Below are 12,550 nucleotides of genomic sequence, written 5' to 3' on the forward strand. Positions count from 1 at the left end.
AAGCAGAGCAGTCAGTTTTTTCACATACCACTTAGCGTCAATTTTCTTTATAATAGCGCGCTTAAATCAGCTTCCATCGACGCTCAACCAACGGAAACCTAGCCTATGTTGATCCTGCGTGGTGCACCTGCACTGTCCGAATTCCGAATTGCCAAGTTACTGGAGCAGTGTGCTGAACGCACCTTGCCGGTTAGCACAATTTATGCCGAGTATATGCACTTTGCTGATACCAGCGCTGCACTTAGCAGCGACGAGCAAAGTACCCTGGATAAATTGCTAACCTATGGCCCGGCGATTGCCAGCCATGAGCCGGTTGGTCAGCTGTTACTGGTCACTCCGCGGCCCGGTACTATTTCACCCTGGTCATCTAAAGCCAGCGATATTGCCCATAATTGTGGCCTGGCAAAAATCAAACGGTTAGAGCGCGGTATTGCTTATTATATTGAAAGCAGTCGTAATTTAACGGCTGACGAAGTTACGCTGGTTAGTGGCCTGCTGCATGACCGGATGATGGAAGTGGTGTTTACTGAGCTTAGTCAGGCCGCGGCATTATTTCAGCATGCTGCACCAGCCGGGTTAAGTTCGGTTGATATTATTAACGGTGGCCGTCAGGCGCTGTCTGATGCCAATATTTCAATGGGACTGGCGCTGGCCGATGATGAGATTGACTATCTGGTTGCGAATTTTCAGCAGCTGGGTCGTAATCCGAACGATATTGAACTGTATATGTTTGCCCAGGCGAACTCTGAGCATTGCCGGCACAAGATTTTTAACGCCGACTGGACTATCGACGGCGTAGCACAGCCTAAATCGCTGTTCAAAATGATAAAAAATACCTATGAACAGACACCAGACTACGTATTATCCGCTTATAAAGATAATGCTGCAGTAATGACCGGCTCAGCCGCCGGCCGCTTTTTCCCGGTACCGGCCACGGGTGAATACAACTATCACCACGAAGATATTCATATTCTGATGAAGGTGGAAACCCATAACCATCCTACTGCTATTTCGCCTTATCCGGGTGCCGCTACCGGCTCTGGTGGCGAAATTCGTGATGAAGGTGCAACTGGTGTGGGTTCCAAACCTAAAGCCGGGCTGGTCGGTTTTTCGGTGTCGAATTTGCGTATTCCTGGTTTTGAACAACCATGGGAAACTGACTTTGGCAAGCCAGAGCGAATAGTCAGTGCATTGGATATTATGCTGGAAGGCCCGTTGGGCGGCGCGGCATTTAACAATGAATTTGGCCGCCCAGCCATTAACGGCTATTTCCGGACCTATGAAGAGAAAGTCAGCAGCCACAATGGTGAGGAAATCCGCGGCTACCATAAACCCATTATGATCGCCGGTGGTCTTGGCAATATTCGAACTGATCACGTGCAAAAAGGCGAGTTACCGCCTGGTGCCAAACTGGTGGTATTAGGTGGCCCGGCCATGAACATTGGTCTGGGTGGTGGTGCCGCCTCATCAATGGCGTCTGGTCAGTCAGCAGAAGATCTGGATTTCGCCTCAGTGCAGCGGGAGAACCCGGAAATTGAACGGCGCTGTCAGGAAGTGATTGACCGCTGCTGGCAGCTGGGCGACGACAACCCGATTTGTTTTATTCACGATGTTGGCGCCGGTGGTTTATCCAATGCCTTCCCTGAGCTGGTAAACGATGGCGGTGTTGGTGGTAAGTTTGAGCTACGCAATGTGCCAAATGATGAACCGGGCATGTCGCCACTGCAAATCTGGTGCAACGAGTCGCAAGAGCGCTATGTGATGGCTATTCCGCCGGGAAAAATGGCGGTATTTGAGCAGATTTGTCAGCGCGAGCGGGCGCCGTATGCTGTGGTTGGTGAAGCTACCAGTGAACAGCACCTGACTTTAACTGACAAACATTTTGGTAATACCCCGATTGATTTACCGCTGAGCGTATTGCTGGGCAAGGCACCGAAAATGCACCGTGATGTGCAAAGTGCAAAAGCTGCAGGCAAGCCGCTGGATCGCGCCGGTATTACCATTGCCGATGCCGCCGGGCGCTTGTTGCGCCTGCCGGCTATTGCCGAGAAAACCTTTCTGGTAACTATTGGCGATCGCACGGTAACTGGTCTGGTGGCCCGCGATCAGATGGTGGGCCCCTGGCAGGTGCCGGTAGCTAACTGCGGTATTACTGCGGCCAGCTATGATACCTACCATGGTGAAGCGATGGCGATGGGCGAGCGCACACCAGTAGCGTTGCTGGACTTTGCCGCTTCAGCCAGGCTGGCAGTGGCTGAAGCTATTACCAATATTGCCTGTAGTGATATCGGTGATTTAAAACGGATTAAATTGTCAGCTAACTGGATGTCTGCTGCCGGTCACCCGGGCGAAGATGCCGGTTTATATGCTGCTGTTAAAGCAATTGGCGAAGAGTTATGTCCGGCACTTGAAGTTACCATCCCGGTCGGTAAAGACTCGATGTCGATGAAAACCAAATGGCAGCAAAATGGCAGCGAGCAGGCGGTGACTTCACCAATGTCACTGGTGATCACTGCCTTTGGCCGGGTAGAAGATATCCGCAAAACGGTCACCCCGCAGCTTCGCACTGACAAAGGCGCCAGCAGCCTGCTGCTGATTGATCTAGGTCAGGGTGCCAACCGGCTCGGTGCGTCCTGTTTAACTCAGGTATACAAGCAGTTGGGTGATACCCCGGCTGATTTAGACAGCCCGGATTTATTACTGAACTTCTTCGCTGCCATACAGCAACTGCTGCGTGAGCAGAAACTACTGGCATACCACGACCGGTCTGATGGTGGCCTATTTGTCACCCTGGCCGAAATGGCCTTTGCCGGTAAAGCAGGTTTCAATGCCGATATTACCAGCCTGGGAGACGACGATTTAGCCGTGCTGTTCAGCGAAGAGCCGGGTGCCGTTATTCAGGTGCAAGACAGTGAGCTGGCTTATGTGCAGCAAGTTCTGGCTGAGCATAATCTGGCAGAATGCAGCCATATTCTGGGCACGGTAAGTGCCAGTGATAAGCTGATGTTCAGCCGTGCCGGTAAAGAGGTATTCAGTGACAGCCGCACCCATTTACGCTGCATCTGGGCCGAAACCACTTATCAAATGCAGGCACTGCGTGATAACCCGGCCGGAGCCTTGCAGGAATTTACCGCCAAAGCTGATGACACTGATCCGGGCCTTAATGTAAAACTCAGTTTTGATCAGAATGACGATGTTGCAGCGCCTTATATTGTTAAAGGCGTCGCGCCGAAAGTGGCTATTTTACGCGAGCAGGGGGTTAACTCTCATCTGGAAATGGCCGCAGCCTTTAACCGTGCCGGTTTTAGCGCAGTTGACGTGCACATGAGCGATATCCTTGCCGGCCGGGTAAAACTCAGCGACTTTAACGGTTTAGCGGCCTGTGGTGGTTTCTCTTATGGTGACGTACTGGGGGCCGGCGAAGGCTGGGCAAAATCAGTGTTGTTTAACGACATAGCCCGGGCGCAGTTTGCAGCATTTTTTGAGCGGCCAACGACCTTTTCGTTAGGGGTCTGTAATGGTTGTCAGATGATGTCGAATTTAAAAACCCTGATCCCGGGTGCTGAATTGTGGCCACACTTTGTCCGCAATAAGTCGGAGCGGTTCGAAGCACGTTTCAGCCTGGTGGAAATTCAGCAAAGCCCGTCGCTGTTCTTCAGCGGCATGGCCGGCTCGCGGATGCCGATTGCGGTATCACACGGTGAAGGCCATGCCGAATTTGTCAGCAGTGAAGCGCTGGCGAAAGCTAACCACAGCGGTACCGTAGCGATGCGCTTTGTTGATAACTTTGGCAAGGTTACTGAACAATATCCGGCTAACCCGAATGGATCGCCAGCGGGTATTACTGCACTGACTACCACCGATGGCAGGGTCAGTATTATGATGCCGCACCCGGAGCGGGTATTCCGCACTGTTGCCAACTCATGGCATCCTGATGAGTGGCAGGAAGACAGCCCATGGATGCGGATGTTCCGTAACGCCCGGGTCTGGCTCGGTTAAAACCGCTGTAACACGTAATCAAAAACCCTGCAGTTGCAGGGTTTTTAATTGCTTAAAGTTGACTGTTAGAAAAGCAACCAGACGGATTATAAGCTCCAGCGCAAGCCAATCATGGCTACATACGGGTCGATATTAATATTTACGCTTTGCACTGTTGAACCATTTACCTGCACCCGGCCAGTGGTGTCGATATCCATTTTGCTCACCATCATGTGTATACCCAGGGACTCGCTGAGTTTAATATTCACTCCGGCTTGCAGTGCCAAGCCAAACGAGTTTTTGGCTTCTAAGGTAACACTGTCATCAGCGCTGGTAACACCCAGCGTTTGCAGCGTGTCTTTTAACTGGTTGTCGATCTGCTCATCAAAGAAAATTGTATAGTTCAGGCCGACTCCGACAAAGGGATCAAATATTTGATGCTCTGGCATAAAATGATACTGCGCCAGTAAAGTAGGCGGCAGGTGCTTAGTTTTACCTACTTTCAGGCCATTAATAGCCGAGCCTTTCACCATAATGTCATGGCTGAACGGGGTCGCGGCAATTAACTGGACGGCCCAGTTTGGTTTAAGCCGGTAATCAAACGTCAGGCCAAGCTGGGTGTTGCTGTCTACTGCCAGCGCAGTTGAGCCATTTGGCAGGCCAGCGACTTGTTCAATTACGTTTAAGCTTGAACTGCTGTCATCCGGCGCAACATTAATGGCACCGATATTAACGGCAAAATCAGCAGAGGCCGGGGCGGCGGCTAGTAAAGAGATCAGGGGAATAGCGATTAAAGCGGTTTTCATTTTATGCTCCACAGGTTAGTTCTGTGGGTATTGTGCGCCCTGGCTAAAACAGGATATTGGCCTGGATCAATAAAAAAATAAGCAGGCTCCCCTGGCAGTGATTTACTTTGTTCTGCATCAATAAAACGGTAGCTAAGCGCCTGGTTTGCTTACATCAAGCCTTTTAAAAAAGCCACCACACTGCGGCCCAGCGCACTGAGAGCATAGCCGCCCTCTAACATAGCTACAACCCGGCCCTGACAATGTTTGTTTGCGATGGTTTTTAGTTCTGTTGCCAGCCAATTATAGTCATCTTCGCGCAGCATAAAATGCGCCATCTCATCTTCCGCATGGCCGTCAAAGCCGGCGGATACCAGAATAAGTTGTGGGGCAAATGCATCCAGTGCCGGTAGCCACTCGCTACTGACAGCAGCGCGCCACTGGCTTGCTTTGCAGCCGCCCGGCAACGGCAGATTAATAATATGATCTGACACGGTGTCAGCGCCGGTATTCGGGTACAGTGGGTATTCAAACGAAGAGCAGAACAATATTCTGGCGTCCTGTTTAAAAATATCTTCTGTGCCGTTGCCATGATGTACGTCAAAGTCGACAATCGCAATTCGTTCAAGCTGATACTTGTCCAGCGCATATTCAGCGGCAACAGCAATATTATTAAAAAAGCAGAAGCCCATTGCCTGGTCATGGGTAGCATGATGTCCTGGCGGCCGAATAGCGCAAAAAGCTTGTTTATCATTGCCTTGCATAACTTCGTCTACGGCATTAAGGCCACTGCCGGCAGCATACAAGGCCGCCTGCAGGGTTTTGTTCATCATTTGGGTATCCGGATCCAGCCAGATATGGCCCTCAGTGGGTGCTTTGGCATATAACTCGCTAACATACAGCGTGCTATGGGCCCGGCATAAATCAGCTTTACTGGCAGCAGTGGCATCTTTTTGTTGCAGAATATAATCGAGGCCGGAGCGGATTAACTGATCGTTAATGGCATCTAAGCGGGCCGGACACTCCGGGTGGTCATCGCCGGCATTATGCTGGCGACATATAGCATGGCTGAATAGGGTAATGGCCATTAACCGGCTCCTTTTACTGCTGTACCAGCAAGATCACGTTCCAGAAATACTTCGCCCGGGTCGTCATAACTTTTGCGTTTAAAGCCGGCTTTGGTAAAGACACTGAGCATCGGTTTATTTTCAGCCCGGACATAGGCCACCATTTTGCTGAGTTTACGGCTGCCGGCAATGTCGATCATTTCCTGCAGCAGCCTTTTTGCCATGCCTTTACCCTGATGTTTTTCTCTGGTGACGAAGGCCACTTCACAACTGTTGTCACCAGCAATCAGGTAGTAGCGGCCAACTGCCTGGATTTCGACGACAGAGCCTTTTTGTTTAACAATACACAGCGCTAAATCCTTCGTTTGATCAACACTAACCAGGGTGCAGGATTTCTCCCGGCTCATCTGAGTAGGTACCGTGTTATACCGCATTTGTAATGTTTCTTTGGTATGAGAGTAGAAAAACTCCTGCAAGCGGCGCTCGTCAGATGGATTTAGCGGCCGTAAATCAAAGCTTTCGCCGTCTATCTGTAACTCTTTAAAGCCGACAGCGCCAAGCTCGGCGACTTCTACCGGGGTTTGCAGCTGATAATGCGGCACCCAGTAAAACTTTCGAACTTCTGAGAGCAACTGGCTGCGAAACTTCGGGTGGGCTACTCTGATAAGTTCCAGCGCCCGCTCGCGGACACTTTTGCCACGCAGTGAGGCCACACCAAATTCGGTCACCACATAATGAACATGGCCCCGGCTGGTAACCACCCCTGCACCTTGCCGGATGTGCGGCACTATCCGGGATATCGAACCATTTTTGGCGGTAGAGGGCAGGGCGATAACCGGTTTACCGCCATTACTCATCGAGGCACCACGACTGAAGTCAACCTGACCGCCAATACCACTGTAAAATTGATGGCCAATAGAGTCAGATACCACCTGGCCTGTCAGATCAACTTCAATAGCGCTGTTAATCGCGACCATTTTATCGTTGCGGGCAATATTAGCCGGTGAATTAACGTATTCGCTTGGGTAAAAGCCAATATGTGGGTTCTGGTCAACAAACTGATACAGCGTTTTGCTGCCAATACAAAAACTGACCACACTTTTGCCAGGATGAAAGGTTTTACGACGATTATTTATCACCCCCTTTCTGATTAGATCGAGCACACCGTCGGTGATCATTTCACTGTGCAGGCCTAAATCTTTATGGTTACTTAAGTAACGGGTAACTGCCGCGCATATGCGACCAACGCCCAATTGGATAGTGGCACCGTCTTCAACCAATAGTGAAACATACTGACCAATCCTTTCAGTACGGGCATCCAGCTCTGGCATCTGTGCCTCAGGCAGTGGCTGATCGGCATAATATAAGGTGTCGATATCATCACGGTGAATAAACGACTGGCCATAGGTAATCGGCATTTGCGGGTTTACCTGCGCTATGACTTTTTTAGCCGCTTTAGCAGCAGCGGCAACCACATCGACAGAGACACCAAGGGAATGATAGCCGTGTTCATCTGCCGGGCTTACCATAATTAATGCAGCGTCCAGTGGCAGTACGCCGTCGGTAAACAAAGCCGGAATGTCGGTCATAAAACAAGGGGTGTAGTCAGCCCGGCCTTCAGCAACAGCCTGACGGATTTTTTCACCACCGATAAAAAAGGTATTCACTTTAAATAAATGCTGATATTGCGGCTCGGCCCATTTATTGTCAGCCAGGGTAACCAGCTGGACAATTTCAATGTCGTGCAGGCTGCTGGCATGATTAATTAAGTCGTCAATTAACGCGGTGGGGACGGCAGCGTGTGAACCGATAAATATCCGGTTACCTGATTTGAGCAGTTGTTGCCAGTTTAGCGGTGCAGAAGCCATCAACGCGTTATCCCGAAAGAGACCTTGGCTACTACTGTAAAGCAGCGCTGCGATCAGTACCAGCCCCAACTTTAGTCGCAAAAAAACCAGGGCATTGTTGTCCTGGTTTTTTAGTATTGCTTATTTATCGTGGCAAGTTACTGGATGCTACGGGCATCACGGTTACTGCGAACCTCGCGGCTGGTACTGACTGCTGGCCGTTGCGGTTGCACCTGACGTTGCGGCTGTACCTGACGTTGCGGTTGCACCTGACGTTGTGGTTGCACCTGACGTTGTGGTTGCACCTGACGTTGCGGTTGTACCTGACGTTGCGGCTGCACTGGTGTGATCCGTTGTTCCTGTCCTACTTGTTGCTGGCGCGCCAGTTGCTGCCGTTCAGCCGTTTTTGACCCGCTGGTTTCCATCGGCCGGCTTACTGTAGTTCTGGCCGGTTGCTGCCGGTTAGTTTGTTGTTCACGGTTATTGAACTGTGGCCGCTGGGTGCGCTCCATTTGTTCAATTCGCTCTACCCGTTCCGCCCGTTGTTGACTGTTCAGCTGGCGGCTGGTTGTAATTGCAGGTGCCTGACGTAAGTTGACCTGCTCCGCAGTACGACGCTGCATTACATTGTGCTCGCGACTTTGCTGATTGGCATTAAACTGGTTACGATGTTGCTGCTCGCGACGTTTTCCCGTTTCGGCCCGGTACTCTTTGGTCAACTGACGCGCATAACCAAAATTATGCTCGCGGTTCAACACTTCATGCCGGTAGTGCACGCCGCGTCTGTGGTAGCTGTCATGCTGCCAGCGACGTGCGTCGGTATAGTGCTTATTCCGACGCGGATAGTAACGCGGCGGTTTATGATAGTAGTGATGATTTACTACAATATGGCGATGGTGCCAGTCGAAAATACTGAAGTAAAATGATGGCCGCACACTGAAGCTCGGCCCCCAGTAAAAATGACTGCTGGCGTAAAAACCACGCGGCGCATGCCAGTATACCGGTGGGTAAGCCGACCACCACCAGTTGCCGTATACTACCCGGGTATCATAGTACGGTACGTATATAACTTCCGGACGGCGTGGTTCAATAATAATCACTTCACGCTCACGCTGCACGGTTAAATGCTTCATTTTATCCAGCGAACCTTGTTGATAGGCCCGCTCCCGCAATTGCTGAATACTGGCAAGTACGGCGGCTTCGTCGGTTAAAAACATTTCACCGAGTTGCTGGGTCCAGCTTAAATCATCACTTAGCCGTTTCAGTAAATCAGGGAAGGCGACCAATGCTTTGACACTTGGTTCCCAGTCCTCGCTGGCAACGGCCTGTACGGCTGCGTCACCGCTCAGATCAGGGTTGCGTTCAGACCAGCGGGCAGCCTGGACAACTTCCAACGGATAGGTTGAGGCGATCAGCACATGAGTCAGCACGGTATCCGGGTACAGGGCCACCGGTGCCAAAATCTGGTCCAGTTCTGCCTGAGACATGCTCTCGCTGGCTTTTGCGTTAACGCTAAAGATCAGCAACACACTCAGTAACAGGGCTTTTAAGCGTAAACTGGTGCTATACATAGTGGTTTCCTCCACAGTGGGCGGTATTGTCGCCAACAACATTGACGACATTTTACACAAAGTATAGGTGTTATAGGCCGCTGAGACTTAATACTAACTGAACTTCGGTTAATCTTTACACAGCCTTTACGTTGCGTTTGCTTGCCGCCTGAGTGAGATAACGGGCTTGTTTAGCCGGCTTTAACTGTTGTAAATCAACTAACACCAGGCCGTCAACACAATCGGCAAAGGCCGGGTCGGTGCTGAATGCCAGGAAGCTCGCGCCGCCAGGCTGACACAGTTCGCTGTATTGCTTATATAAAGTGGGAACACTAAGGCCCATATTAGCCAGCAGGTGTTTTAGCTGGGTAAAGTCGGCCGTATAGTCGGTGCCGCTGAATTGTGACTGCAGATGGTGTCGTTGTTCATCAGATAGCAGATAAGGCTGGTTTGCCTGCAGCAATACCTGATCCGCGCCAAAATACAGCGAATAAAAATACACCAGTAAATCCCGGGCAGTTTGCGGGTAACTGGCGGATATGCTTACTGCGCCAAATAAATAGCGAATTTGCGGGTTATGTTGTAAGTAGGCGCCAATGCCATACCACAAATAATCAAGGCTGCGTTTACCCCAGTAACGCGGCTGAATAAAACTGCGGCCTAATTCCAGACCCTGCTCTAAATAGGGTTGCATCGTCTGGTTGTACCGAAACAAGCTGGCAGTATACAAACCTGACACGCCGCTACTGCGAATAATATCGCCACTGGGCGCAAGCCGGTACGCACCGACCATTTCCAGCTCAGCCGGGTCCCATAGTATTAAATGATGATAATAACTGTCGTACTTATCGATATCACGTTTATTGCCGGTACCTTCGCCCACGGCCCGAAAGGCCAGTTCACGTAACCGGCCAATTTCGCGCATCAGTGCTGAGCTCTGTTTGTGGTGGTACAAATAAATAAGTTTGCCGTCGCTGGTGGTGCCCAGCTGCTGACATTGAGTCAGATCTGCTTTTAATTCACTGCGAAGCTCGGGATGGGCAATGGTACTTTGGGTGCGAAGTAGTGGCGCCTTGTCTTTTGCCAGCCGGTACAAGTGCTTTTTAAATAATTTCAGCTGCTCTTTTGTAGACAGCGGCAACTGGCCATAACTGTCGAACGGGATCTGCTCGCCTATCCGCATTGTGATGTTTTTACGTTGTTGTTTAAACATCTCCTGCACCAGCAGCATGGTTGCCAGTGGTTTATAAAGCATCGATGCGCCATAAAACAATGCAGAGTTTCTGCCGTCAATGTAGATCGGCAAAATAGGCGCTTTAGCGCCAGTAGCAAAGCGCAGAAAGCCATTATGCCACTTGCCATCCCTAACACCATTAGGTTTAAGCCGTGATACCTCTCCGGCCGGAAACAACACCAGGGCACCGTCCTGTTGTAAATGTCTTCTGATTTCGCTCAGCCGGTTTCGCTCTGTGCCCCCTTCCATGTTATTAACCGGTAGCAGCAGGCAGTGCAGGGCTGTTACGGACATTAATAACTGATTTGCAATAATCTTTACATCTGGCCTGATTTCGCTGATCAGTTTAATCAGCGCCAGGCCGTCCAGTGAGCCAATAGGATGATTGGCAATAATAACCACTTTGCCACTGGCTGGGATCCGGGCAATTTCGTTATCGCGGGCACTGTAACTGAAGTTAAAATAATTCAGTACCTGCTCGACAAAATCCAGCCCCTGCAGGTGAGGATATTGCTGGCTGAAGGCAACAAACTCCTGTTCATGCAGTAAGTAACTTAACGCGCCTTTAACGGGTTTATACAACCAGGGTTTACTGCTGATCCCGGGCATTTGTTGCTGAATAACCTGCTCGACATTAAACATAACAGCTCCCGCATATTGCCGGCTAATTGGCCTGTAGCTGCAGGCTAAACCTGATATATGACGGCAAGGCGACAGTTTTATGGCAATTTACTGAATATTTCCGGATTCGCCAGCTGCGCAGGTTTTGCGTTAGACTCTGGAATAACATGCCAGCGGAGACATAATCGGAATTAGCTATGAGCATTGCATTGATCATTCCAGACCGTAAACTGGATGACTTACAACAACGGCTGCAGCAAGCGTTGCCGGACACCCGGATTGAAATATGGCCTGAACTGGATGACCCTGCTGACGTTGAGTTTGCGGTCGTCTGGAAACAACCGCATGGTTGTCTTAGTGGTTTAATTAATTTAAAAGCTATTCAGTGTTTTGGGGCCGGTGTCGATTCAATACTGACTGATCCCACCTTACCCGACTTGCCCGTAAGCAGAATTGTTGACCCTGCGTTAACAGAGGCAATGGTCGGGTACCTTGACGGCATAGTCAGTTACTATCGGTTACAGCTGGATGTTTTTACCCGTCAGCAACAGCAATCGCTATGGCGCCCGAAAAGCCCCAGAAAGCTAACCAGTATTACGGTGCTGGGACTGGGTGAGCTGGGTGGGGCGGTTGCAAATCATTTTGACAAAGCAGGCTATCAGGTTGCCGGGTGGGCGCGAAGTGGCAAAAGCCTCGCAAATATAAGGTGTTTTGCCGGAGAAGAGCAGTTACAGCATGCGGTGGCAGCGGCAGATGTTATTATTTGTCTGTTACCATTAACGCCGGCAACAGAGCAGCGGTTAAATCAGGCGTTTTTTCAGGCGCTAAAACCCGGTGCCATTTTTATAAATGTTGCCCGGGGCGCTATTGTCGACGACTCGGCGTTGCTGACTGCGCTTCAGGACGGGCCGCTTGCGGCTGCCTGCCTCGATGTTTTTTGTCAGGAACCACTGCCCAAGGACAGCCCGTTCTGGCAGCATCCGGCTGTACTTATTACCCCGCATGTTTCTGCCGTCACCAATGTCAGTACTGTGGTCGCGCAGATTGTCGAAAACTACCAGCGTGCCCTGCGAGGCAGCGGCCTGCTGAACCCGGTAGATACCATACGGGGCTATTAACTGGATAAAAACACAGTTATTGTAAATATGTTACAAGTTAACTACACTCAGCAGCGGTTTAAGGTAACTTAGACTTAAATCTTAATAAAAAGAATAAAATGCGTCATTGAGGTATGTTTTATGAGTAAAGCGTCCAGTCGTGGTTTTGGCTTTACTGCAATCGCCGTTGTTGTGTGTCTGATGGCACTGTCGGCGTTTCTGACCAAAGCCGAAGCGGCCTGGTGGTTAATCTGAAAGGTTAATTAAACTTACGGCTGCAGGAAAAAATTCGGTCAAGTGGAATGACCAAAAATCAAGGGGTTAGTGTTGTAACCAGTATATACTGGTGAAAAACGCTAACCCCTTGATGC

At 50.3% G+C, this 12,550-nt stretch carries 7 protein-coding genes; 2 read left to right on the forward strand and 5 right to left on the reverse strand.

Annotated elements, in window-relative coordinates:
- Positions 1 to 105: 105 nt before the first annotated feature.
- Complete coding sequence (purL, locus tag KQY15_RS10000) at positions 106 to 3,999, forward strand: phosphoribosylformylglycinamidine synthase (RefSeq protein WP_217669059.1); 3,894 nt, start codon at positions 106 to 108, stop codon at positions 3,997 to 3,999.
- Positions 4,000 to 4,085: 86 nt separating this feature from the next.
- Here purL and KQY15_RS10005 read toward each other — a convergent pair whose 3' ends face one another.
- From KQY15_RS10005 to olsF, 5 genes are all read right to left on the reverse strand, one after another.
- The gene (locus KQY15_RS10005; protein ID WP_217669060.1) at positions 4,086 to 4,784 is read right to left on the reverse strand and encodes an OmpW/AlkL family protein; all 699 of its coding nucleotides are present in this window, start codon (positions 4,782 to 4,784) and stop codon (positions 4,086 to 4,088) included.
- A 149-nt stretch (positions 4,785 to 4,933) separates the two neighbouring features.
- Positions 4,934 to 5,851: a histone deacetylase family protein gene (locus KQY15_RS10010; protein WP_217669061.1), complete on the reverse strand. Its 918-nt coding sequence runs from the start codon at positions 5,849 to 5,851 to the stop codon at positions 4,934 to 4,936.
- Positions 5,851 to 7,698 carry a bifunctional acetyl-CoA hydrolase/transferase family protein/GNAT family N-acetyltransferase gene (locus tag KQY15_RS10015; protein ID WP_217669062.1) on the reverse strand — a complete coding sequence of 616 codons (1,848 nt, stop codon included), beginning with the start codon at positions 7,696 to 7,698 and terminating at the stop codon, positions 5,851 to 5,853. Before KQY15_RS10015 ends, KQY15_RS10010 begins: the two co-directional genes overlap by 1 nt.
- A 137-nt stretch (positions 7,699 to 7,835) precedes the next feature.
- Complete coding sequence (locus tag KQY15_RS10020) at positions 7,836 to 9,248, reverse strand: DUF3300 domain-containing protein (RefSeq protein ID WP_217669063.1); 1,413 nt, start codon at positions 9,246 to 9,248, stop codon at positions 7,836 to 7,838.
- A 115-nt stretch (positions 9,249 to 9,363) separates the two neighbouring features.
- Complete coding sequence (olsF, locus tag KQY15_RS10025) at positions 9,364 to 11,103, reverse strand: bifunctional ornithine lipid synthase OlsF (protein WP_217669064.1); 1,740 nt, start codon at positions 11,101 to 11,103, stop codon at positions 9,364 to 9,366.
- Between the two features lie 176 nt (positions 11,104 to 11,279).
- Here olsF and KQY15_RS10030 point away from each other — a divergent pair, with 176 nt between their 5' ends.
- Positions 11,280 to 12,200 carry a 2-hydroxyacid dehydrogenase gene (locus tag KQY15_RS10030; protein ID WP_217669065.1) on the forward strand — a complete coding sequence of 307 codons (921 nt, stop codon included), beginning with the start codon at positions 11,280 to 11,282 and terminating at the stop codon, positions 12,198 to 12,200.
- Positions 12,201 to 12,550: the final 350 nt, after the last annotated feature.

This window comes from Arsukibacterium indicum, assembly GCF_019100565.1.
GTDB lineage: Bacteria > Pseudomonadota > Gammaproteobacteria > Enterobacterales > Alteromonadaceae > Alishewanella > Alishewanella indicum.

Bases quoted from the DNA above. Each gene is read 5' to 3' on its own strand.
- purL (WP_217669059.1), top strand. From the start codon at position 106: ATGTTGATCCTGCGTGGTGCACCTGCACTGTCCGAATTCCGAATTGCC.
- KQY15_RS10005 (WP_217669060.1), bottom strand. From the start codon at position 4,784: ATGAAAACCGCTTTAATCGCTATTCCCCTGATCTCTTTACTAGCCGCC.
- KQY15_RS10010 (WP_217669061.1), bottom strand. From the start codon at position 5,851: ATGGCCATTACCCTATTCAGCCATGCTATATGTCGCCAGCATAATGCC.
- KQY15_RS10015 (WP_217669062.1), bottom strand. From the start codon at position 7,698: ATGGCTTCTGCACCGCTAAACTGGCAACAACTGCTCAAATCAGGTAAC.
- KQY15_RS10020 (WP_217669063.1), bottom strand. From the start codon at position 9,248: ATGTATAGCACCAGTTTACGCTTAAAAGCCCTGTTACTGAGTGTGTTG.
- olsF (WP_217669064.1), bottom strand. From the start codon at position 11,103: ATGTTTAATGTCGAGCAGGTTATTCAGCAACAAATGCCCGGGATCAGC.
- KQY15_RS10030 (WP_217669065.1), top strand. From the start codon at position 11,280: ATGAGCATTGCATTGATCATTCCAGACCGTAAACTGGATGACTTACAA.